Raw genomic sequence first — 21,134 nt, forward strand, 5'->3', positions numbered from 1 at the left:
GCGGCGCCGCCCGAATGTCGGCGATCGGCGGCAGGATGGACGAATGGACGTGCTCGATCGATTCGGCGAGGCGACGCGGGAGTGGTTCCGCGGCGCGTTCCCCGCACCGACCGACGCGCAGCGGGGCGCGTGGGACGCGATCTCGAGCGGGCGTCACGCGCTCGTCGTTGCGCCGACCGGATCGGGCAAGACGCTCTCGGCATTCCTGTGGGCCATCGATCGCGTCTTCCGCGAGCCGGCGCCCGAGAAGCGGACGTCGCGCATCCTCTACGTCTCGCCGCTGAAGGCGCTCGGCGTCGACGTCGAGCGCAACCTGCGATCGCCGCTCGTCGGCATCTCGCAGGCGGCGCGCCGGCTCGGGATCGACGTGCCCAGCGTGTCGGTCGGCGTGCGCTCGGGCGACACCCCGTCGTCGGAGCGGCAGAAGCTCGTGCGCACCCCGCCCGACATCCTCATCACCACGCCCGAGTCGCTCTACCTCATGCTCACGAGCCAGGCCCGCGAGACCCTGCGCGGCGTGCACACGGTGATCATCGACGAGGTGCACGCGGTCGCGGCCACGAAGCGCGGCGCGCACCTGGCCGTCTCGCTCGAGCGGCTCGACGACCTGCTCGAGACGCCGGCCCAGCGGATCGGGCTCTCGGCGACCGTGCGCCCGATCGACGAGGTGGCGCGATTCCTCGGCGGCGCGGCGCCGGTCGACATCGTCGCCCCGCGCGCGTCGAAGACCTTCGACCTCACGGTCACGGTGCCCGTCGACGACATGCAGAACCCGCCGCCGGCCGCCGGCGCCGCCCCGGCCCCCGACGACGGCGAGGAGGAGTGGTTCCGTCCTCCCGAGTCGACCGAGATGACCGGATCGATCTGGCCGCACGTGGAGGAGGCGATCGTCGATCGCATCCTGCAGCACCGGTCCACGATCGTCTTCGCCAACTCGCGCCGCCTCGCCGAGCGGCTCACGGGCCGGCTGAACGAGATCTACGCCGAGCGGCTGGGCCTCGAGGTGCCGGCGCCGTCCGTCCCCGCCGCGATGATGGCGCAGGCCGGATCGGTCGCGGGCGCCGACCCGGTGCTCGCGAAGGCGCATCACGGCTCGGTGTCGAAGGAGCAGCGCGCGGTCGTGGAGGAGGAGCTCAAGTCGGGCGCGCTGCGCTGCGTCGTGGCGACGAGCAGCCTCGAGCTCGGCATCGACATGGGCGCCGTCGACCTGGTCATCCAGGTGGAGGCCCCGCCGAGCGCGGCCAGCGGCCTGCAGCGCGTCGGACGCGCGGGCCACCAGGTGGGCGAGATCAGCCGCGCCGCGCTGTTCCCCAAGCACCGCGCCGACGTGCTGCACACCGCGATCGTCACGGAGCGCATGCTGTCGGGGCGGATCGAGGCGATCTCCATCCCGCAGAACTCGCTCGACATCCTCGCGCAGCACACCGTCGCCGCGACCGCCCTGGGGCCGATCGAGGTCGAGGCGTGGTTCGAGTCGGTGCGCCGCGCCGCGCCGTTTCGCACCCTGCCCCGCAGCGCGTTCGAGGCGACGCTCGATCTGCTCGCCGGCCGATACCCGTCCGACGAGTTCGCCGAGCTGCGCCCGCGCCTCGTGTGGGATCGCGACGCCGGCACGATCGAGGGCCGCCCCGGATCCCAGCGCCTCGCCGTGACGAGCGGCGGCACGATCCCCGACCGCGGGCTGTTCGGGGTGTTCGTCGCGGGCGAGACCCGCAACGCGCGGGTCGGCGAGCTCGACGAGGAGATGGTCTACGAGTCGCGCGTGAACGACGTGTTCACGCTCGGCACCACCAGCTGGCGCATCGTCGAGATCACCCACGACCGCGTCAACGTCGTGCCCGCCTTTGGGCAGCCGGGCAAGGTCCCGTTCTGGCACGGCGACGGGCTCGGCCGGCCCGCTGAGCTCGGCGAGGCGCTCGGGGCGATGGCGCGGGAGCTGTCGTCGTCGCCGCGCGAGAAGGCCGTCGAGCGGCTCGCGGAGGCGGGGCTCGACGAGCGCGCGATCGACAACCTGCTCACGTACCTCGCCGAGCAGAAGGAGGCGACGGGATCGATCCCCACCGATCGCACCCTCACCGTCGAACGCGGCCGCGACGAGGTGGGCGACTGGCGGCTCATCCTGCATTCCCCGTACGGCATGCACGTGCACGCGCCGTGGGCGCTGGCCGTGAACGCGCGCATCCGCGAGCGCCTCGGCGTGGACGGATCGGCGGTCGCGAGCGACGACGGCATCATCGCGCGCATCCCCGACGCCGAGTCCGATCCGCCGGGCGCCGAGCTGTTCGTCTTCGAGCCCGAGGAGCTCGAGCAGATCGTGACCGACGAGGTGGGCGGATCGGCGCTGTTCGCCTCGCGGTTCCGCGAGTGCGCGGCCCGCGCGCTGCTCATGCCGCGCATGAACCCGGGCCGCCGCCAGCCGCTGTGGCAGCAGCGGCAGCGATCGGCGGCGCTGCTGGAGGTGGCGCGCAACCACCCGACGTTCCCGATCATCCTCGAGACGCTGCGCGAGGTGCTGCAGGACGTGTACGACCTGCCGGCCCTCACGCGCCTCGCCCGCGGGATCCAGGAGCGGCGGATCCGGCTCGTCGAGACCGAGACCCCCAGCCCCTCCCCCTACGCGCGCGATCTGCTGTTCGGGTATGTCGGCGCGTTCATGTACGAGGGCGACTCGCCGCTCGCCGAGCGCCGCGCGGCCGCCCTGTCGGTCGATCCGGCGCTGCTGAGCGAGCTGCTCGGCCGCGTCGAGATGCGCGAGCTGCTCGACCCCGACGTCATCGCCCAGTACGAGGCCGAGCAGCAGCGCCTCGCGCCCGACCGCCGCGCCCGCGGCGTCGAGGGCGTCGCGGATCTGCTCCGCGTCCTCGGCCCCCTGTCGGCCGAGGAGGTCGCCGCCCGCCTGGAGCCCGATGAGTCTTCGCCCGATCGGTTGCTGAACGAGGCGAGCGGAGCGAGCGCAGCTGAAGCGACCACCGCGACCGCGTCGCTCGATGATCCCCCCACGGCTCGTCGAGCGAGCGAAGCGAGCCGAGACGGGTCGAGCGAGCGCAGCGAGTCGAGACCGACGCCGCAACATGCCACCGCCGCCGCGTCCCACCTCGACGCCCTCGTCGCCGCCCGCCGCGCGATCCCCGTGACCATCGCGGGCGCCGAGCGGTTCGCCGCGATCGAGGACGCCGGCCGGCTGCGCGACGCGCTGGGGATCCCGCTGCCCGTCGGCGTGCCGGTCGCCTTCCTCGAGCCCGTGGCCGATCCGCTGGGCGATCTCGTCTCGCGCTTCGCCCGCACGCACGGTCCGTTCACGACCGACGCGGTCGCCGCCCGTCTCGGCATCGGCACCGCGGTGGCCCGGCACACGCTGCAGCGGCTGGAGCAGCAGGGGCGCGTGGCCAGCGGCTTCTTCCTGCCCGAGGGTCAGGGGGCGCTCGACGAGTCGGAGTGGTGCGACGCCGAGGCGCTGCGCCGCATCCGCATGCGCTCCCTCGCCGCCCTGCGCGGCAGCGTCGAGCCGGTCTCGCCCGAGGCGTACGCGCGGTTCCTGCCCGACTGGCAGCACCTGAACCGCCCCCTCGAGAGCATCGACGGCGTCCTCGCCGCGATCGAGCAGCTGGCCGGCGTGCCGATCCCGGCGAGCGCATGGGAGTCGCTCGTGCTGCCCTCGCGCGTGCGGGACTACACGCCCGCGCTTCTGGACGAGCTCACCGCGACCGGCGAGGTGGTCTGGTCGGGGCACGGATCGCTCCCCGGGCGCGACGGGTGGATCGCCCTGCACCCCTCCGACGCGGCGGCGATCACCCTCCCGGAGCCGGAGGGCGAGGTCGATCCCGAGTCGATCGAGGGCCGCCTGCTCGGCATCCTGTCGTTCGGCGGCGCGTACTTCGCGGCGCAGCTGGCCGAGATGGTCCGCGCGCGCATGCCCGACGCCGAGGCGGCGCTCGTGTCCGAGACGGCCGTGGTCGACGCCCTGTGGGGCCTCGTGTGGGCGGGGCGCGTGACGAACGACACGTTCTCGCCCGTGCGCACGCTCCTGGGCGGGGGCAGCCAGGCGCACCGCACCCAGCGCCGCACCCCGCGCAGCCGGCTGTACCGCGGCGCGGCCGCCCGTCCGCAGGCGCCGCGGCCGCTCGTGGGCGGCCGCTGGTCGGCGCTGCCCGCCCGCGAGCCGGAGGCGACCGTTCGCGCGGCCGCCACGGCCTCGATCCTGCTCGACCGGCACGGCGTGGTCACGCGCGGCGCGGTGCAGAACGAGGGCGTGCCGGGCGGCTTCGCGCAGGCGTACCGCACGCTCGCGGGGCTCGAGCAGGCCGGCCACTGCCGCCGCGGCTACCTCATCGAGAAGCTCGGCGCGGCCCAGTTCGCGACCTCGCCCACGATCGACCGCCTGCGCACGTTCGCCGGGCTCCCCGATCCCGCGCCGCTGCGGGCGATCACGCTCGCGGCCACCGATCCTGCCAACCCCTACGGCGCCGCGCTGCCGTGGCCGGCGCTCGAGGGCGTGCGGCACCGCCCGGGGCGCAAGGCCGGCGGCCTCGTCGTGCTCGTCGACGGCGCGCTCGTGCTCTACCTGGAGCGCGGCGGACGCACGGCCCTCGTGTTCACCGACGACGAGGCGATCATCGCGGCGGCCTGCGCGGATCTGGCCGCCACCGCCCGCGCCCGCCGGCTCGAGACCCTCACGGTCGAGCAGGCCAACGGGGAGTTCGTCTACACCGCGCCGCTCGGCCGTGCCCTGCGGGCCGCGGGCTTCGTCGAGTCGACGCGCGGCCTGACGCTGAGGCGCGAGCGTGCCTGAGGGCGACACCGTCCACCGCGCGGCCCGGCGCATGCACGCCGAGCTCGCCGGCCGCACGGTGACGTGGTTCGACATCCGCGTGCCGGGATCGGCCACCGCCGACCTGCGCGGCCAGACCGTGCGCGAGGTGACCGCCCGCGGCAAGCACCTGCTGCACCGGATCGGCGACGCGACGCTGCACTCGCACCTCAAGATGGAGGGCGAGTGGGTGCTCGTGCCCCGCGGCGCGCGCTGGCCGAAACCCGGCTTCCGCGCCCGCGCCGTCGTCCAGGTGCCGGGCATGGAGGCCGTGGGCTTCGACCTGGCGATGGTGGAGGTGCTGCCCACCCGCGACGAGCATCGCCTCGTCGGGCATCTCGGTCCCGACCCCCTCGGCCCCGACTGGGACCTCGACCGCGCCGTCGCGAACGTCGCGGCCGATCCCCGGCCGATCCACGTCGCGCTGCAGGATCAGCGCCTCGTCGCGGGCTTCGGCAACGAGTACGCGAGCGAGCTGCTGTTCCTGCGGGGCGTCCACCCCGAGACGCCCGCGCGCGATGTGGACGTGGTCGCGCTGCTCGGACTCGGCGTGCGCACGATCCGGCGCAACGTCGAGCTGCCGGTGCGCAACTTCACCGGCATCGCCCGTCGCGGCCAGGACCGCTGGGTCTACGGCCGCGAGCACCAGCCGTGCCGGCGCTGCGGCACCCCGATCCGCCGCGGCGCCCTCGGCGCCGACCCCACGCGCGAGCGCGTCGTGTACTGGTGCCCGCGCTGCCAGCCGGCCGCGCCGTAGCGCCCGGCCCGCGCCGGACGCGCGCTCGGGCGGCCAGGTCGCGCGCTTCGGGCGGAGATCCCCACTCCCGAGGACGAATCCCGCGCAAACCCTCCGCCCGAGCGCAAATCCCCGCGCCAAGCGCACAATCCCACCGCCGCCCCGCGCGGATCCGACGCACCGCGCACTCCGGCGGCCACACCCCACGCCCCGCGAGGAGATCCCCACTCCCGAGGACGAATCCCGCGCAAACCCTCCGCCCGAGCGCGGATCCCCTCGCCAAGCGCGCAATCTGGCCGCCGCACCGCACCACCGCGCCGATCCGACACACCGCGCACTCCGGCGGCCACACCCCACGCCCCGCAAGGAGATCCCCACTCCCGAGGACGAATCCCGCGCAAACCCTCCGCCCCAGCGCGGATCCCCTCGCCAAGCGCGCAAACGCCCGCCGCACCGCCGACCCGCGGCTAGTGCCCGATGTAGCGGCCGGGCCGGTGATTCAGGGCGAGCACGAGGTTGAGGATCACGGCACCGGCCGCCGAGAGCAGCACGAGCGGCCAGGGGGCGGCGACGAACGCGGCCGCGATGATGAGCACGTCGACGATCATCTGCGTCCACCCGGCGCGGAAGCCGGTGCGCTCCTGCACGAGGATCGCGATGATGTTGACGCCGCCCACGCTCGCCCCGTGCCGGAAGAGGATCAGCAGGCCCACGCCGACGAGCAGGTTCCCGCCCACCACGGCGTACACGGGCTGCAGGCCGGCCGCCGGCATCCAGGCCGCGTTCACGACCGACAGGCCGGCGACGCCGCCGACGCAGAGGGCCGTGAGCACCGTGAACCGCACGCCCTTCTTCCACAGCGCCAGTGCCACGAACGGCGCGTTGACGAGGGTGAAGATGAGCCAGAACGGGATGTCCGAGAGCTGATCGATCAGCAGGGCGAGGCCCGCCGTGCCGCCCGTGACCGCGCCGACGGCCTTGAGCAGGTGCAGGCCGAGCGCGACCACGAACGTGCCGGTGACGATGCCGAGCACGTCCTCCGCGATGCTGTGCCGCGTCTGCTCCCACTCGAACACGAGCTGCTGCGGGGCGGGTCGGGGCGATGCGGTCACCCGTCAACGATAGATCGCCGGCGCCTCGGCCCCGCGACGCCGGGGCTCACAGGCGACGTGAAGGCGGCTCCCGGGCGGGGAATAGCCCGGGGAGGCATGGTGTTGTCGTGATCAGCGGCCTCAACCGCTGGCCGCGGAGGAGCACTGTGGGCAAGAACTACGTCGACATCGAGAACGACCACGGCGAGACGCTGCGCTACCGCAAGCACGCCAACGGCCGAGGGCTCGTCGCGCACGGAGCCAAGGTTCACCCCGACGCCATGGTCGAATCGGGTGCCTATATCGAGCCGGGAGCACGCATCGCCGCCGGAGCGCGCATCGCGCGCGGAGCGTGGGTCGAACCGCACGCGCAGATCGGCCCGGGCGCGATCGTCGATGCCAACGCGCAGATCGGACCCGGCGCGATCGTCGGATCGCACGCACACATCGGCGTGCGCTCGCACATCGGCGCGGAGGCGCTCATCCCCGACGGCGCGATCATCCGCGACGACGAGTCGATCCCCGACGGCGCGCGCATCAAGACCGATCGCCGCGGGTTTCATCTCGCCGCCTGACACCCGGCGCTGACGGGCGTCAGCGCGAGGAGCGGGCGGTGCGGCCGCGCGTGATCCCCACGAACGTCTGCACGTCGTCGGAGTCGCGGTCGCGCCGCCACGCCAGCGCCACCGTGCTCGCCGGTCCGCCCGACAGCGGCCGGTAGTCCACGTCGCGGCGGTGATGCAGGCGCGCGAGCGACATCGGCATCACCGCGATCCCGACGCCCGAGGCGACGATCGCGATGGCGTCCTCCGTCGTCTCCGGCGCCTCGAACCGCGGCGGTTCGGTGGGCAGCCCCAGCGGGCCGAGCACGTCGTCGCGCGGCGTGATGAGCACCTCGCCGGCGAGGTCATCGGCCGTCAGCTCGTCGGCCGCGAGGAGCGAGGAGTCCACGGCCGCCACGACCACGGGCACCTCGTCGTAGAGGCGGATCACGTGCACCGCATCGGCGTCGCCGGGCAGCGGCAGCCGCACGAGCGCGGCGTCCACCTCGCCGGCGTTGAGCGCCGCGCGCTGATCGGCCACGGGGATCGGCACGAGCTCCAGCGGGACGCGGGGCATCCGCTCGCGCCACCGCTCGATCCACTTGCCGGGCATGGCGCCCGGGATCGCGCCGAGACGGAACGTGCGCGGCGGGCCCGCGGCGTCGCCGACCTCGGGACGCGGGGCCGGCTTCGGGCGCTTCTGCGGCGTCGGCTGCGGTCGCGCCGGGCGCGGTCCCCTGCGCGCGCCGCCCGCGGCCTTCCCCTTCGCCATACCGACAAGGCTATGCGCTCGGCGTGCGCGTCACCCGTGCGCGCGGCGGGCGCGCTCGCCGCGCAGCAGCACCACGCGCATCGCGACCGACACCGCCGCGAGCAGCGCGGCCATCGCGAAGGCCACCACGCCCACGGGCGCGCTCGCGGGCTCGGCCGTCAGGCGCGCCACGCCGATCCACACGGCACCCCACGCCATCGCGAGCGGCGCGGCGACGCTCCACGCCGTGCGCGCCGACACGACGATGCCCGCCGCGCCCAGCAGCACGAGCGCCAACACGCCCGCCCCGTCGCCGGCCCATCCGCCCAGGTGCAGCCCGGCGATCCACGCGCCGGCGTTGGCCGCGCCCGCGACGGTGGCCCAGCCCAGGTGAGCCCCGGCGAGGCCGTCCAGCAGGATCCCGCCCCGCAGGCTCCGCCCCGTCCGGCTCGCGAACGCCGCGCGGTGCGCGCGATAGGCGACGAACACGAGCAGGGCCATCACGACGACGGTCGTCCACAGGGGCAGCAGCTGCGCGGCGAGGATCCACAGCCCCTCCAGCACGGCGATGGCTGCGAGCCACCAGCCCACGGCCCGGTGCCGGGGGCTTCGCCGCTGCGACGGCAGCAGCTGCCAGACGGCATACGCCACGAGCCCGGCGTACAGCGGCGTCCAGATGAGGAACGCCGGCGACGCGGGCGCGAGCAGCGACCCCGCCGGTCCCAGCGCGCCGCCCTGGGTCTCGTCCACCGATCGCCCACCGAGGGCGCCCGATCCGATGAACCCGCCGATCAGCGCGCCCGCGACGGCGATCGCCACGGCCACCTGCCGCAGCACGTCGCGGCCGTTCGCGGTGCGATCCCCGGATCCGCGGGGCGCGGCGGTCGGGGCATGCTCGGTACGACTCATTCCCCCACCTTCCGCGCTCGCGGGCGGCGGCACGAGGGGCTTGCACGCCGGCGCGCGGGTGTGCTCGCGGCGGTCAGCCGCCGAGGATCATGTCGATCCGCTCGCGCAGGTACGTCTCCAGCGGCATCCGCGCGCCGCCGGAGGTCCACCGCACCGTCACGGTCTCGCCGCGCCCGTCGAGCGGCCCGGATGCCCCGCCGGCCGCGACCGCGGCGAGGTCGATGCGGGTGTGGTCGACGTTGACGGTCGCACCCTCCGCGAACCCGCCGCGGATGCACATCGCGGCGGCCTGCGCCCGCTGCCGAGCGGATTCGGCCGTGAAGCCGCGGCGCCGCTCCGGCGCGGCGCGCAGCACGTCGCCCACCTCGTATACCGCGTCGTCGGCGAGGAGCAGCACGCCCACCCGCCAGGCCTCGCCGTCCGGCACGATCCGCGGCTGCCCGCCGAGCGCCCGCCGCAGCCCGCCGGGCACGACCAGCCGGCCGAGCCCCTCGCGCGGCACCGGCGCCAGCCGCTCCCGCGCCCGCGCGAACACCGACTCGAGGTCCATCAGTCGCCCCGCGGCGCGAGGGCGCGCTCGATGAGGGCGATCGCGCGCCCGGCGTCGGCATCGCGATCGCCCGAGAGGAACGCCGCATGGAAGGCGATCATGCTCACCGCGGTGGCGACGTCGTCCACCTCGACGGCGGCATCGACGCGCCCGTGACCGCGCTCGTGGTCCAGCACGCCCTCGATCACGCCGCGCAGCCGCTCCTCGAGCGCGCGGGCCGCGGGGTCCTCGCCGAGGGTGAGCGCCTCGAGGAGCGACGTCGACATGCGCGCCTGCGCGACGATCAGCTCGAGGAAGCCGCGCAGGTCGTGCGAGCGGCGCTCCAGATCGGCGAGGTTCTCGTCGAACACCGCGACGGCGAGCGCCTGCTTGTCGGGGAAGTGCCGGTACAGGCTCGCCTGGCCAACGCCGGCGCGCTTGGCCACCTGGCTGAAGGGCACCGCGAAGCCCTGCTCGGCGAACAGCTCCCGCGCCGCGTCGATCAGCGCACGGCGGTTCTCCGCGGCGGCGGCGGGGCCGCGATTGCGCTTGGACGGGGCCGGCATGCTCACTAAACTAGTGGGCGAATCCGGACAATCCTGTCCGGATCGCGCCGCCGCCTGACGACGCACCCTCGGTCGCCGGAGACCACACCGGTCGGCCGCGTAACGAAAGGACGCTCGCCATGAGCGATGCAGCTGCCGCCGCAGCCATGGGCCCCCAGATGGCCCAGTGGACCGAAGTGATCACCCCCGGCCGCTTCGACGGGAAGACCATCATCGTCACGGGAGCCGGCTCGGGCATCGGCCGCGCCACCGCGTCGCGCATCGCGCGCGAGGGCGGCACCGTCGTCGCCGTGGACATGAACGAGGCCGGACTCGACGCGTTCGTCGCCGAGCTGCCCGACAGCGCGATCGTCAAGGTCGTCGCCGACATCACCGACGACGCCGCGATCGCCGAGATCGTCGCCGCCGCGGGCGGCACCGTCGACGGCCTCGCCAACGTGGCGGGCATCATGGACAAGATGCAGCCGGTTCACGAGATCGACCCCGCGCTGTGGGAGAAGGTCTTCGCGGTCAACGTGACCGGGTCGTTCAAGCTCATGAAGGCCGTGCTCCCCGGCATGCTCGAAGCCGGCAAGGGCTCGATCGTCAACGTCGCGAGCGAGGCGGGCCTGCGCGGCTCGGCCGCCGGCACGGCGTACACGGCATCGAAGCACGCCGTCGTCGGCATGACCAAGAGCTCGGCGTACCTCTACGCGCTCACCGGCGTCCGGATCAACGCGGTCGCCCCGGGCGCCGTGGCCACCGGCATCGAGGCGCCGTTCGCGAGCGAGTTCGCGGCGCCCCGCATCCAGCGCGGCATGGCGGCGATCCCCTCGATCGCGCAGGCCGCCCAGCTGGCCGCGTCGATCACCTTCCTGCTCACCGACGACGCCACCAACCTCAACGGCGTCATCCTCCCCTCGGACGGCGGCTGGTCGGCCGCCTGATCCGCGCGGCTCGATCCGCGAGACTGCACGCCCGCGCCGAGACAGCTGACACCGCATGCTGTCTCGGCGCGGGGCTGCAGTCTCGCGGGAGGAACGCGGCAGCGCGCGGCAGCGCGGGGCGGCGGCCTAGAGGTCGTCCTCGTCGCGGTCGTCGTGGGCGATGCCGCCGTCGGGGTACGACGCCACCTCGGGCCGGCGCGCGAGGAACACGATCGAGGCGACGAGGCCGCCCCACACGAGCACCGTCGCGATGACGAGGAACAGGATCGCGATCGGGGTCATCGCACTCCTCCCTTCAGGGCGAGCTGATCGGGTCGCGGCCAGGCCTCGAACCGGTCCGGGTCATGCCGCCACCGCAGCTGCGGCAGCAGCACCGCGCCGATGATCATCAGCGCGACCGAGCCCCAGCCGGCCACGCCGAGGTACCAGGCGGGATAGCCCTCGTAGCCGTTGACGAGCAGGTCGATGATCTTCGTCACGAGCATGTACGCGAGCACGGCCGGGGCGAGGATCGAGGTGAACAGCAGCCACGTGCGGCCCACGCGGAACGTCGACACGGCGCTGAGGTGCCGCGCGAGCTCGCGGCCGCGTCGGCGCACCCAGAGCACGATCACCGCCATCGCCACGGCCGAGCCGACGATGCCGATGTTGTTGGCCCAGTTGTCGATCGTGTCGAGGGCCGTCAGGCCCGAGGTCGAGCCGAACAGCACGAGCGAGACGACGGCGAGGATGCCGCCGAAGCCGAGCACCGCCTGCGCCCGCGTGAGCGCGAACTTGTCGCGCAGCGCGGCGATGATCACCTCGAGGATCGAGATGAGCGAGGTCAGGCCGGCCAGGGTGAGCGAGCCGAAGAACAGGGCTCCCACCCACGCGCCGCCGGGCATCTCGCTGACGATCGCCGGGACGGTCATGAACGCCAGGCCCACGCCGGTGAGGCCCTCGAGGTCGCCGATCTCCACGCCCTGCTGGAACGCGAAGAAGCCCAGCGTCGCGAACACGCCGATGCCGGCGAGGATCTCGAACGACGAGTTGCCGAAGGCCACGACGAGTCCCGCGCCGGTCATGTTCGAGCGGCGCTTGCGGTACGAGGCGAAGGTGATCATGATCCCGAACGCCACCGACAGCGAGAAGAAGATCTGGCTGTAGGCCGCGATCCACACGTTGGGATCGGCGAGCGCGGCGAAGTCCGGAGTGAAGAACTCGTTCACGCCCTGCGCGGCGCCCGGAAGCGTCAGGGCATAGATGACGATCGCGACGAACGCGACGACCAGGAGCGGGATGATGATGACGTTCGCCCGCTGCACGCCCTTGACCACACCCGCGGCGAGGATGCCGAGGGTGATGACCCACATGATCACGAGCGGGATCGCGACCGCCGGCACGTAGTCGAGCGTGAACGGCTCACCCGCCGCGCGCAGATACTCGCCCGTGAAGAACGCCGTCGTGTCGTCGCCCCAGCGCAGATCCCACGAGAACACGAAGTAGCTCGACGACCACGCCAGCACGGCCGTGTAGTAGATCGCGATGAACACGCTGATGAGCACCTGGAACCAGCCCAGGCCCTCGCCGAGCCTGCCGCCCAGGCGGCGCAGGGCGAGCGGTGCCGAGCCGCGGAAGCGGTGCCCGATCGCGTAGTCCAGGAACAGGATCGGGATGCCCGCGGTCACGAGCGCGACGAGGTAGGGGATCAGGAACGCGCCGCCACCCGATTCGTACGCGACACCGGGGAAGCGCCAGATGTTGCCCAGGCCGACGGCTGATCCCAGCGCCGACAGGATGAACCCGATCTGCCCGGACCATTGCTCCCGTTCGGGGACGGCCGTGGCCTCGCCATGTGCTCGCGCCATGATGCTCCTCGCTCGCGGTGGATCGTCGGCTTTCGCCGATCACCGAGGTTACGCGGCGCGGGCGCGAGGGCAAACCGACCCGCGTGTCAGGCGACCTGCTCGCCACCGCCCTCCAGCGCGCGCAGCGGACGCACCGGCTCGGGCGTCGCGCCGTGGATCTCGCGGTGGATGCGCTCCATGCGCTCGTCGAGCTCCGCCGCGGTGTAGGCCGCGTCGCGCAGGCTGTCGGTGAGCCGGCGCGGCACCTGGCGCTCGTACTTGTAGTAGATCTTGTGCTCGAGGCTGGCCCAGAAGTCCATTGCGATCGTGCGGAACTGCACCTCGACCGGCACGCGCACGGTGCCCGTCGAGAGGAACACCGGCACCTCGACGATCGCGTGCAGGCTCTTGTAGCCGTTCGGCTTCGGCTGGGCGATGTAGTCCTTGACCTCGAGCACCGTGACGTCGTCCTGGCCGGCGAGCAGCTCGAAGAGGCGGTACACGTCGCTCACGAAGCTGCACGTCACGCGCACGCCGGCGATGTCGGTGATCTCCTCGCGGATCGACTCGAAGTCCGGCTCGATGCCCTTGCGCATCACCTTGGCCAGGATCGAGTCGGGCGTCTTCAGCCGGCACGAGACGTTCTCGATCGGGTTGTACGCGTGCGTGTGCTCGAAGTCCTCGCGGAGGATCAGCATCTTCGTCTCGATCTCGCGCATGCCGAAGCGGTACTCCGACAGGAACCGGGCGAGATCGTCGCGCAGCTCGCGGGCGTGCTCGAGCACCTCGTCGTCGATGGTGAGGGCGTCCGCCGCGTCGCCGGTCATCGGCCGGTCGGCCGCTGAGCTGGTGGTCATGGCCTCACGCTAGGCACGCGCCATTTGGAACGGCTGTGAGATCGGCGCGAGCGCGCGTCACTTCCAGACGTCGGCGGCGATGTCGACCACGTGGCGGACCTTGGCCCACTGCTCGTCCTCGGTGAGCACGTTGCCCTCCTCGGTCGAGGCGAACCCGCACTGCGGGCTCAGCGCGAGCTGGCCGAGATCGGCGAAGCGCGAGGCCTCGTCGACGCGGCGCGTGATCTCGTCGGCCGGCTCGAGCTCGCCCGACTTCGAGGTGACGAGCCCCAGGACGACCGTCTGCTCCCCGGGGGCGAGGAAGCGCAGCGGCTCGAATCCGCCCGCGCGCTCGCTGTCGTACTCGAGGAAGTAGGCGTCGTACGGCACGCTGAAGAGGTTCTCGGCGATCGGCTCGTAGCCGCCGGAGCTGATCCAGGTGGAGCGGAAGTTGCCGCGACAGATGTGCGTGCCCACCACGAGGTCGTCGGGCTTGCCCTCGAGCACGCGCGTGAGGATCGAGGCGTAGCGCTCGCCCAGCCCGTCGGTCTCGATGCCGCGCTCGGTGCGCGCCCGCTCCAGCTCGGTGTCGCTGCACAGGTACGCCCAGGCCGTGTCGTCGAGCTGGAGGTAGCGGGCGCCCTCGGCGTAGAAGGCGGCGATGGCGTCGCGGTAGGCCTGCACGAGGTCGTCGACGTAGTCGTCGCGCGAGCCGTACTCCGCGGCGACGAGGTTGGCCGGCTCCACCCGGAAGTCGAGCACGGTCGGCGAGGGCAGCGAGAACTTCGGCTGCACGCCCGCCGCGTCGGCGAGGGGCTTGAGCGCGCGCCAGTGGGCAAGCATCGGGTGCGCGGAGAACCCGATGCGGCCGTTGACCTGCACGGCCTTCTGCTTGGTGGCCGCGCCCTGGAACGGCAGGCCGTGGTCGGTGTCGATGACCGAGACGCCGTCGAGCCCGTCGAAGAAGTCGAAGTGCCACCACGAGCGACGGAACTCGCCATCGGTGGCCACGCGCAGGCCGCTCTCGGCCTGGCGCGACACGAGCGCGGCGATCTCGCGGTCCTCGACGGCGCGCAGCTCATCGGGCCCGATCCGGCCGGCCTCGGCATCGGCGCGGGCGGCCTTGAGGGACTCGGGACGCAGGAACGATCCGACGATGTCGGCGCGGTACGGGGGGTTCACGGTCACCCGTTCAGCGTAGGCCCGCGCCGGCGGCCGCCCGCAACCCGGCGTCACGCGGCGTCACAACCCCTTCCGCCACGCGGCGCGGCCCGGCAGGGATGGGCCCGCACGGCTACGGTGTGGATATGGGCATTCTCTATTACGGCGGATCAGCCGTCCCGATCCACATCGAGGACCGCGCGCTCGCACACCTGAAGGTCGTGATCATCGCCAAGCTGCGCCGCAACGAGAGCTTCACGGTGTCGTGGCGGCACCCCGAGGGCGAGCCGCAGGGCCGCAGCACCATCTGGATCCACCCGTCGCTGCCGCTGCGCTTCGTGTTCGACGAGCCGGGGGCGCCCGAGCTGAACCGGGCCTGGGTCGAGGAGCTCGCGCACTCGGCGAACGCCCTGGGCGGGATCACGCTCGTCGATGAGCACATCGAGGCGCCCGACGAGTGCGACGACGAGGACCAAGACTCGGGCAAGTGACGCCCGCGCATGAGGAAGGGCCGGTCCCCATCGGGGCCGGCCCTTCCTCATGCGGTCACTCCTCGGGAAGCGCCGACGACGGCTCGGGCGGCTCGGGCGTGATCGTGAGCCCGTTCGGCCCGCTCGCGGCGACCATGAGGTCATCGAGCCAGGCCCGGTTCAGCCGCGGCGCGCGACCGCCGGAGAAGTGGAACTGCAGCGGCACGGCCGGGTGCAGCCAGAAGCTGCGTCGCCCCTCGCCTTCGCCCATCTTCGTGTCGAACATGAACGGCTCGCCACGGCGGAGCTTGTTCATCACGACGAGGCGGAGGTGCGCGAGCGTCCGGTCGTCCAGCTCGACGCTTGTGGCCGTCGCACCGTAGAGGAAACGTCCCATACGGCGACCCTAGCCCACATGCCTGGCAGGTGATATACCGCCTTCCCGGTCGGGCTACCCGGGCCCTCCGGGAAGGCGGTACGTCCGGTCACGCCCCCACGCTGCCGGACTGCTCACCGGGTCGAGAATCCTCGACGCCCCCGTGGATCTCTCCGCGCCACTCCCCGGTCGCGGAGCCACGGTTCTCGATGAACTCCTTGAAGCGGCGCAGATCCGTCCGCGCCTGCGCGTCGTCGATGCCGATCGCCGCGCCCGCCGCCTCGAGCAGCCCCTCCGGCTCCCACTCCATCTCCAGCGCGACGTGCGTGCCCTCGGCGTTGGGGGTGAAGTCCACGCGGCCGGTGTGGAACTTGCCGTCGGTGCTCTGCCACGCGATCTGGCGATCGGGCACCTGCTCGACGATGTCGGCGTAGAAGCTGTGCTCCCGCCCCGCGATGCTCACGTTCCAGAGCGTCCGGACGTCGTCGATCTGGTCGACCGACTTGACCGCCCCGAGGAACTCCGGGAACGACTCGAACTGGGTCCACTGGTTGTACACCTGGCTGACCGGTGCGTCGACGTCGACCTCGGCGCGGAGCTTGGTCATGGTCATGTCGCTGCCTCCCTGCGATTGCTGCGGATGTGTCCGTCGTGCGGGCCACGTTAGGCGCGCCCTTCTGCGCAGCGAACGGGCTTGACCTCGGCGGCACCAGCGGTTATGACCAGACGTCTCGAGAACTCAACCCCTGGCGGAGGGCGCCGCGGCGCGAGAGGGTCTCGTCATGAGCCGACATGATCGACCCACGCCGGCGATGCGATTCGCCTTCAGCATCTGGATGACGATCGTCGTGGCGGGACTGGCCGCGATGATCCTGATCCCCGCGCTGGGGAGGTGACGATGAGCCGCTTCGTGAAGGACGCAGGGCTGAGTCTGTTCTTCCTCGCGATCTTCGTCCTCGCGCTGGTCGGGCAGGCGTTCGCCGGGCACGCGCAGAACAACGAGGAGCTGCTGCGCCACGGGCAGCCACCGGAGTCGATGTGGCAGTTCGTGACCTCCAGCGAGTTCGCCGTGGACGTGGCCGAGAACTGGCAGAGCGAGTTCTTCCAGTTCTTCCTCTTCATCCTCATGACCGTCTGGCTCGTGCAGCACGGCTCGCCCGAGTCCAAGAAGCCCGGCGACGAGGGGCTCGGCTCAGACGCCGATCAGCTGCTCGGCCCCCACGCCCGGCCGGACTCCCCCGCGTGGGCCAAGGTCGAGGGCGCGCGGCGCTGGCTGCTGTCGAACTCGCTGCTGCTCGTGATGGGGGCCGTATTCGTGTTCTCATGGCTGGCCCAGTCGCTGGCGGGCGCCGCCGTCGCGAACGAGGAGGCGATGCAGCACGGCGAGCCACCGATGACCTGGCTGGCCTACCTCGGCACCGCGGACTTCTGGAACCGCACGCTGCAGAACTGGCAGTCGGAGTTCCTCGCGGTCGGGTGCATGGTCGCCTTCTCCATCTACCTGCGCCAACGGGGATCGGCCGAGTCGAAGCCCGTGGGCACCCCGCACCACGTCTCGTCGGAGGAGTCGCAGTAGCGGCACACAGAACGGCCCGGGCCCCCTCGGACCCGGGCCGTTTCCCGTGCGGTGTCAGCCGGCGACGAGCGCCTTCAGGCGCGTCGACAGCTCCTCGCTCGTGTGGATCTCCTGATCGCGGTTCTCCACGAGCAGCTTCACCGCGTCGGGAACACCCATCGCCTCCAGCGGCGTGATGAGCCCCTCGTAGGCGGCCATCTCGTAGTGCTCGTTGCCCAGCGCCGCCGAGAGCGTCACCTGATCGCGCAAGGCGGGGGCGCTGCGGGCAATGAGCGACTCGGCCTGCTTGCCGATCCCCTTCGTGCTCGGCGAGGCGGCGGTCGACTCGGGGATCTCGAGGATCCGGAACACCTCGCGCAGGTTCTCGATCTGCTGCTTGGTCTCATCCATGTGATGCCGGAAGAGCTTCTTGATGTCGGCGGTGACCGCGGCCTCCGCCAGCTCGCCGAGGGCGGCGAGCGAGTCGTCCTCCATGGTCCGCGCGGTGCGCAGCTGCATGCGGAGCAGGTCGTCGGGGGTCTCGAGCTGAAGCTGACTCATGTCCATCCTCCTTCGCGTGCCTCCGGTCCGTCACCGGAGGATCGTCTGCTCCGACGCTAGGAAGACGCGCGCCCGCGCGCACGGGGATTGCCCGGGCGCGGGATCCGCGATATGACGGGGCGACCTTCCCCGCCGCGCGCGCTTTGTCAAGCGTCTACCGGCCGCGGCGGGAGGCGCCCTACCGTCGTGCCCACCACGCACTTCTCACCGGCTGGACAACCAGGAGGTCGGGACATGACGACTGCACGCAGGCGGGGACGCGTCCTCGCCACGATCGCCGGCATCGGGCTGCTCACCACCGGGTGCGCCGTCGGCACCGGCGGGTCGGCCGACGACGCCGACGCGACCTACGACGCCGACGCGTCGCTCGAGGGCGAGCTCTCGGTGATGGGCTTCTCCGGGGTCGACGAGGTGGCCACGAGCCGCATGGACCTCGCGGAGCAGGAGCTCGGCGACGGCGTCGACCTCAACCTCATCGAGGGCGAGCTCGATCTGCAGCAGTTCCTGTCCACGGTCGCGACCGGCGATCCGCCGGACCTCATCTACGCCAACCGCGACCAGATCGGCTCGCTCGCCGCGCGCGATGCGATCCTGCCGCTGCAGCGCTGCATCGACGGCGAGGGCATCGACACGTCGGCGTTCGTCGAGTCGGCGCTCGCGCAGGTGACCCTCGACGGCGAGGTGTACGGGATCCCCGAGTTCAACGTCGTGCAGCTGACCATGGCGAACGGTGACCTGCTCGCGGACGCCGGCCTGTCGATCGACGACGTCAACGGATCGGATTGGGACGCGATGTCGGCCGCGAACGAGGCGCTCGTGAAGCGAGGCTCGACCGGGCTCGAGGTGATCGGGATCGACAGCAAGCTGCCCGAGTTCTTCCCGCTGTGGGCCAAGGCCGCCGGCGTGGATCTCATCTCGGAGGACGGGCGCGAGGCCAACCTCGACGACCCGGAGGCCGTGCGGGCGCTCGAGTGGGCGGTGTCGATCTACGACGCGCAGGGCGGCTTCGCCGACGTGAAGGCGTTCCGCGATTCGGCCGACTTCTTCGGCGAGGGCAACCAGTTCGCGACCGGCGTGCTGGGCGCGATGCCGATGGAGCAGTGGTACATCAACGTGCTCAACGACGTCTCGCCCGACGCGCCGCTCGTGTTCGACACGGTGCGCGACCTGCAGGGCGAGCCGATCGCCTACGCCTCCGGCTCGGCCTGGGCCGTCCCGGCCGGCGCCGACAACCCCGAGGCCGCGTGCCGGTGGGCGCGCGCGATGACCTCGGTCGACGCGTGGGAGGCGGCCGCCCAGGCGCGGCTGGAGCTGCGCGAGGAGGAGGGCAAGCCGTTCACCGGCATCCTCACGGGCAGCGCCGAGGCCGACGAGCTCGTCCGCGGCATGGTGACCTCCGGCGGCGAGCCGTGGGACGCCGGCGTCGAGGCGATGTACGAGGCCAACGAGCACACCTTCACGCTGCCGGCCAACCCCGCCGACGCCGAGTTCGAGCAGGCCATGCAGGACGCCGTGAACGCGGTGCTCACGGGCGAGGCCGAACCGGCCGACGCGCTCGCCGAGGCGCAGCAGGTGGCCCAGGAGGCGCTCGACGAGGCCTGGGCGAGGGTCGAGGGCGAGGGATGAGGCGGCGCGAGTCGCTCGCCGCGTTCGGCTTCCTCAGCCCTTGGCTCATCGGCTTCGCGGTCTTCACCGCCTGGCCGATCCTCTACAGCGCCTACCTGTCGCTGACCGACTACGACGTCATCAACGACGCCCGGTTCGTCGGGTGGAGCAACTACCAGGAGCTGTTCTCGGATCCGAAGGTCTCGCTCGCCCTGGGCAACACGCTGTTCTTCACGATCGTGCAGGTGCCGCTGTACGTGATCGTGTCGCTGGCGCTCGCCCTGCTGCTCAACCGGGCGGGCCGGGCGTCGGGTTTCTTCCGCACGGTGTTCTTCCTGCCGAAGATGACCCCGCCGGTCGCGGTGGGCATCCTCTTCCTGCTGCTGTTCAACGGGCAGAACGGCGTGATCAACTCGGGCCTGGGCGCCGTCGGCATCGACGGACCGTCGTGGACGACCGATCCGGCGTGGGTGAAGCCGGGCCTGGTGATCATGAGCCTGTGGACGGTGGGCTCGTCGGTGCTGATCCTGCTCGCGGCGCTGCGCGGCGTGCCGGAGGAGCTGTACGAGTCCGCGACGCTCGACGGGGCCGGCGCGTGGCGGCGGTTCGTCAGCGTCACCCTGCCCATGATCAGCCCCGCGGTGTTCTTCATCGTCGTGGTCAACACGATCGCGGGCCTGCAGACCTTCGACGAGGCGTACACGGCCTTCTTCGGCGCCGGGAACTCCACCTACAGCAACGACGCCGCGCTGTTCTACGTGATCTACCTGTTCCAGCAGGCGTTCGAGTTCCTGCACATGGGATACGCCTCGGCGATGGCCTGGGTGCTGTTCGTCGTCATCATGGTGATCACGGCCATCCAGATGGTGGTCTCGCGGCGCCTCGTGCACTACGAGGGGGCGGCGTCGTGAGCGCCGTGACCGAGCGGCTCGGCTTCGCCGCACCCGCCGACGCCGCCGTCGGCACCGCGGAGGCCGTGCGCCGGGGGCCGTCGCGCCGGCGCCGGTCGCGGATCGCCGCGGCGGTGTCGATCGTCCTGCTGATCGCCGTGGGGATCGTCTTCGTCTACCCGTTCGTGTGGCTGGTGAGCGCCTCATTCAAGCCCCGCGGCGAGGTGTTCGACAACCGGCTCATCCCCGAGACCTTCACCCTCGACAACTACGTCGCCGTCTGGCAGGAGGCGCCGCTCGCGCTCTGGCTGCTGAACACCGTGATCGTCACGGCGCTCGCCGCGACCGCGGTGACGATCTCGAGCGCCATGGTCGCGTGGGGCTTCAGCCACTTCCGCTTCCGCGGCCGCGGCGCGCTGTTCGCCCTCGTGCTGGGGTCGATGATGCTGCCCGGCGCCGTCACGATGATCCCGACGTTCCTCATCTGGAACGCCCTCGGCCAGGTCGGCACCCTCACGCCGATGTGGGCGCACAACCTCTTCGGCAGCGCGTTCTACATCTTCCTCATGCGGCAGTTCATGATGTCGCTGCCTCGGGAGCTGTTCGACGCCGCGCGCGTGGACGGCGCGGGACCGTGGCAGGTGTTCTGGCGGATCGCGCTGCCGCTGAGCCGGCCCGTGATCGCCGTCACCCTCGTGTTCGAGGTGCAGGCGGTGTGGACCGACCTGATGCGCGGCCTGATCTATCTGCGCGACAACGCGACCTTCACGGTGCCGCGAGGCCTGAAGTCGCTCGTCGACGCCTTCGGCTTCGGCGGCGAGTGGCACTGGGAGATCCTCGTCACCGCGAGCGTGGTGACGACCGTGCCGATGATCATCCTGTTCTTCCTCGCGCAGCGCCACATCATCCAGGGCGTCGCGACGACGGGCCTCAAGGGCTGAGGCCGATCGGTCGTCGACCGGAGCGGCGCAGCCGCGGAGCGGAGACGGGTCGAGCG

At 72.2% G+C, this 21,134-nt stretch carries 21 protein-coding genes; 9 read left to right on the plus strand and 12 right to left on the minus strand.

The genetic code is table 11. The features are described from left to right. Nucleotides 1–43: 43 nt before the first annotated feature. Entirely contained in the window at nucleotides 44–4,789 is a 4,746-nt protein-coding gene (locus tag E3O41_RS11885) for an Lhr family ATP-dependent helicase (RefSeq protein ID WP_135012441.1), read from the plus strand. Further along, nucleotides 4,782–5,564 carry a DNA-formamidopyrimidine glycosylase family protein gene (locus tag E3O41_RS11890; RefSeq protein ID WP_067024942.1) on the plus strand — a complete coding sequence of 261 codons (783 nt, stop codon included), beginning with the start codon at nucleotides 4,782–4,784 and terminating at the stop codon, nucleotides 5,562–5,564. The genes E3O41_RS11885 and E3O41_RS11890 overlap by 8 nt, the downstream gene beginning before the upstream one ends. Nucleotides 5,565–6,010: 446 nt before the next feature. Here the strand turns inward: E3O41_RS11890 and E3O41_RS11895 are convergent, their stop codons facing one another. Next, entirely contained in the window at nucleotides 6,011–6,655 is a 645-nt protein-coding gene (locus E3O41_RS11895) for a YitT family protein (RefSeq protein WP_135012443.1), read from the minus strand. A gap of 146 nt (nucleotides 6,656–6,801) precedes the next feature. On the opposite strand from E3O41_RS11895, the gene E3O41_RS11900 reads away from it, so the two are divergent. After that, nucleotides 6,802–7,209 (plus strand): transferase, encoded by a 408-nt coding sequence (locus E3O41_RS11900; protein WP_067025340.1) that lies wholly within the window; start codon nucleotides 6,802–6,804, stop codon nucleotides 7,207–7,209. A gap of 19 nt (nucleotides 7,210–7,228) precedes the next feature. Here E3O41_RS11900 and E3O41_RS11905 read toward each other — a convergent pair whose 3' ends face one another. From E3O41_RS11905 to E3O41_RS11920, 4 genes are all read right to left on the minus strand, one after another. Next, entirely contained in the window at nucleotides 7,229–7,948 is a 720-nt protein-coding gene (locus E3O41_RS11905) for a LysR family substrate-binding domain-containing protein (RefSeq protein ID WP_067024948.1), read from the minus strand. A 30-nt stretch (nucleotides 7,949–7,978) separates the two neighbouring features. Further along, nucleotides 7,979–8,836 carry a hypothetical protein gene (locus E3O41_RS11910; RefSeq protein ID WP_083990858.1) on the minus strand — a complete coding sequence of 286 codons (858 nt, stop codon included), beginning with the start codon at nucleotides 8,834–8,836 and terminating at the stop codon, nucleotides 7,979–7,981. A 73-nt stretch (nucleotides 8,837–8,909) separates the two neighbouring features. Beyond that, nucleotides 8,910–9,386: a hypothetical protein gene (locus E3O41_RS11915; RefSeq protein WP_067024951.1), complete on the minus strand. Its 477-nt coding sequence runs from the start codon at nucleotides 9,384–9,386 to the stop codon at nucleotides 8,910–8,912. Further along, nucleotides 9,386–9,931 (minus strand): TetR/AcrR family transcriptional regulator, encoded by a 546-nt coding sequence (locus E3O41_RS11920; protein ID WP_067024954.1) that lies wholly within the window; start codon nucleotides 9,929–9,931, stop codon nucleotides 9,386–9,388. Before E3O41_RS11920 ends, E3O41_RS11915 begins: the two co-directional genes overlap by 1 nt. Nucleotides 9,932–10,050: 119 nt before the next feature. Here E3O41_RS11920 and E3O41_RS11925 point away from each other — a divergent pair, with 119 nt between their 5' ends. Beyond that, complete coding sequence (locus E3O41_RS11925) at nucleotides 10,051–10,857, plus strand: SDR family NAD(P)-dependent oxidoreductase (protein ID WP_067024957.1); 807 nt, start codon at nucleotides 10,051–10,053, stop codon at nucleotides 10,855–10,857. Between the two features lie 126 nt (nucleotides 10,858–10,983). Here the strand turns inward: E3O41_RS11925 and E3O41_RS11930 are convergent, their stop codons facing one another. From E3O41_RS11930 to E3O41_RS11945, 4 genes are all read right to left on the minus strand, one after another. Further along, entirely contained in the window at nucleotides 10,984–11,139 is a 156-nt protein-coding gene (locus E3O41_RS11930) for a MetS family NSS transporter small subunit (protein ID WP_135012445.1), read from the minus strand. Then, the gene (locus E3O41_RS11935; RefSeq protein ID WP_067024961.1) at nucleotides 11,136–12,704 is read right to left on the minus strand and encodes a sodium-dependent transporter; all 1,569 of its coding nucleotides are present in this window, start codon (nucleotides 12,702–12,704) and stop codon (nucleotides 11,136–11,138) included. Before E3O41_RS11935 ends, E3O41_RS11930 begins: the two co-directional genes overlap by 4 nt. An 86-nt stretch (nucleotides 12,705–12,790) precedes the next feature. Continuing rightward, the gene (locus E3O41_RS11940; RefSeq protein ID WP_067025346.1) at nucleotides 12,791–13,510 is read right to left on the minus strand and encodes a GTP pyrophosphokinase; all 720 of its coding nucleotides are present in this window, start codon (nucleotides 13,508–13,510) and stop codon (nucleotides 12,791–12,793) included. An 87-nt stretch (nucleotides 13,511–13,597) separates the two neighbouring features. After that, nucleotides 13,598–14,707, minus strand: coding sequence for a 5-methyltetrahydropteroyltriglutamate--homocysteine S-methyltransferase (locus tag E3O41_RS11945; protein WP_067024964.1), 1,110 nt, complete (start codon nucleotides 14,705–14,707; stop codon nucleotides 13,598–13,600). Nucleotides 14,708–14,826: 119 nt separating this feature from the next. Here E3O41_RS11945 and E3O41_RS11950 point away from each other — a divergent pair, with 119 nt between their 5' ends. After that, nucleotides 14,827–15,171 (plus strand): DUF7882 family protein, encoded by a 345-nt coding sequence (locus E3O41_RS11950; protein ID WP_067024967.1) that lies wholly within the window; start codon nucleotides 14,827–14,829, stop codon nucleotides 15,169–15,171. A gap of 55 nt (nucleotides 15,172–15,226) precedes the next feature. On the opposite strand, the gene E3O41_RS11955 is transcribed toward E3O41_RS11950, so the two are convergent. Together E3O41_RS11955 and E3O41_RS11960 are read right to left on the minus strand one after the other, a co-directional pair. Beyond that, on the minus strand, nucleotides 15,227–15,547 hold the full coding sequence (locus E3O41_RS11955; RefSeq protein ID WP_067024970.1) for a DUF7882 family protein: 321 nt from the start codon (nucleotides 15,545–15,547) through the stop codon (nucleotides 15,227–15,229). An 88-nt stretch (nucleotides 15,548–15,635) separates the two neighbouring features. Next, nucleotides 15,636–16,139 carry an SRPBCC family protein gene (locus E3O41_RS11960; protein ID WP_240482308.1) on the minus strand — a complete coding sequence of 168 codons (504 nt, stop codon included), beginning with the start codon at nucleotides 16,137–16,139 and terminating at the stop codon, nucleotides 15,636–15,638. 285 nt (nucleotides 16,140–16,424) lie between these two features. On the opposite strand from E3O41_RS11960, the gene E3O41_RS11965 reads away from it, so the two are divergent. After that, complete coding sequence (locus E3O41_RS11965) at nucleotides 16,425–17,102, plus strand: DUF6766 family protein (RefSeq protein WP_067024973.1); 678 nt, start codon at nucleotides 16,425–16,427, stop codon at nucleotides 17,100–17,102. A 54-nt stretch (nucleotides 17,103–17,156) separates the two neighbouring features. On the opposite strand, the gene E3O41_RS11970 is transcribed toward E3O41_RS11965, so the two are convergent. After that, a complete protein-coding gene (locus E3O41_RS11970) occupies nucleotides 17,157–17,642 on the minus strand; it encodes a YciE/YciF ferroxidase family protein (protein ID WP_067025351.1) in 486 nt (161 codons plus the stop codon). A 234-nt stretch (nucleotides 17,643–17,876) separates the two neighbouring features. Here E3O41_RS11970 and E3O41_RS11975 point away from each other — a divergent pair, with 234 nt between their 5' ends. The 3 genes from E3O41_RS11975 to E3O41_RS11985 are packed head-to-tail and all read left to right on the plus strand — an operon-like array spanning nucleotide 17,877 to nucleotide 21,078. Then, a complete protein-coding gene (locus E3O41_RS11975) occupies nucleotides 17,877–19,268 on the plus strand; it encodes an ABC transporter substrate-binding protein (RefSeq protein WP_135012448.1) in 1,392 nt (463 codons plus the stop codon). Further along, nucleotides 19,265–20,158 (plus strand): carbohydrate ABC transporter permease, encoded by an 894-nt coding sequence (locus tag E3O41_RS11980; protein WP_135012450.1) that lies wholly within the window; start codon nucleotides 19,265–19,267, stop codon nucleotides 20,156–20,158. Before E3O41_RS11975 ends, E3O41_RS11980 begins: the two co-directional genes overlap by 4 nt. Further along, nucleotides 20,155–21,078 carry a carbohydrate ABC transporter permease gene (locus E3O41_RS11985; protein WP_240482309.1) on the plus strand — a complete coding sequence of 308 codons (924 nt, stop codon included), beginning with the start codon at nucleotides 20,155–20,157 and terminating at the stop codon, nucleotides 21,076–21,078. The genes E3O41_RS11980 and E3O41_RS11985 overlap by 4 nt, the downstream gene beginning before the upstream one ends. Nucleotides 21,079–21,134 lie beyond the last annotated feature (56 nt).

The sequence above is a fragment of the Microbacterium sediminis genome, assembly GCF_004564075.1.
In the GTDB taxonomy this organism is placed as follows: Bacteria; Actinomycetota; Actinomycetes; order Actinomycetales; family Microbacteriaceae; genus Microbacterium; species Microbacterium sediminis.

Coding starts and splice junctions, on each gene's coding strand:
- E3O41_RS11885 (WP_135012441.1), top strand. CDS start 44: ATGGACGTGCTCGATCGATTCGGCGAGGCGACGCGGGAGTGGTTCCGC.
- E3O41_RS11905 (WP_067024948.1), bottom strand. CDS start 7,948: ATGGCGAAGGGGAAGGCCGCGGGCGGCGCGCGCAGGGGACCGCGCCCG.
- E3O41_RS11910 (WP_083990858.1), bottom strand. CDS start 8,836: ATGAGTCGTACCGAGCATGCCCCGACCGCCGCGCCCCGCGGATCCGGG.
- E3O41_RS11915 (WP_067024951.1), bottom strand. CDS start 9,386: ATGGACCTCGAGTCGGTGTTCGCGCGGGCGCGGGAGCGGCTGGCGCCG.
- E3O41_RS11920 (WP_067024954.1), bottom strand. CDS start 9,931: ATGCCGGCCCCGTCCAAGCGCAATCGCGGCCCCGCCGCCGCCGCGGAG.
- E3O41_RS11925 (WP_067024957.1), top strand. CDS start 10,051: ATGAGCGATGCAGCTGCCGCCGCAGCCATGGGCCCCCAGATGGCCCAG.
- E3O41_RS11930 (WP_135012445.1), bottom strand. CDS start 11,139: ATGACCCCGATCGCGATCCTGTTCCTCGTCATCGCGACGGTGCTCGTG.
- E3O41_RS11935 (WP_067024961.1), bottom strand. CDS start 12,704: ATGGCGCGAGCACATGGCGAGGCCACGGCCGTCCCCGAACGGGAGCAA.
- E3O41_RS11940 (WP_067025346.1), bottom strand. CDS start 13,510: ATGACCGGCGACGCGGCGGACGCCCTCACCATCGACGACGAGGTGCTC.
- E3O41_RS11950 (WP_067024967.1), top strand. CDS start 14,827: ATGGGCATTCTCTATTACGGCGGATCAGCCGTCCCGATCCACATCGAG.
- E3O41_RS11955 (WP_067024970.1), bottom strand. CDS start 15,547: ATGGGACGTTTCCTCTACGGTGCGACGGCCACAAGCGTCGAGCTGGAC.
- E3O41_RS11960 (WP_240482308.1), bottom strand. CDS start 16,139: ATGACCATGACCAAGCTCCGCGCCGAGGTCGACGTCGACGCACCGGTC.
- E3O41_RS11965 (WP_067024973.1), top strand. CDS start 16,425: ATGAGCCGCTTCGTGAAGGACGCAGGGCTGAGTCTGTTCTTCCTCGCG.
- E3O41_RS11970 (WP_067025351.1), bottom strand. CDS start 17,642: ATGAGTCAGCTTCAGCTCGAGACCCCCGACGACCTGCTCCGCATGCAG.
- E3O41_RS11975 (WP_135012448.1), top strand. CDS start 17,877: ATGACGACTGCACGCAGGCGGGGACGCGTCCTCGCCACGATCGCCGGC.
- E3O41_RS11980 (WP_135012450.1), top strand. CDS start 19,265: ATGAGGCGGCGCGAGTCGCTCGCCGCGTTCGGCTTCCTCAGCCCTTGG.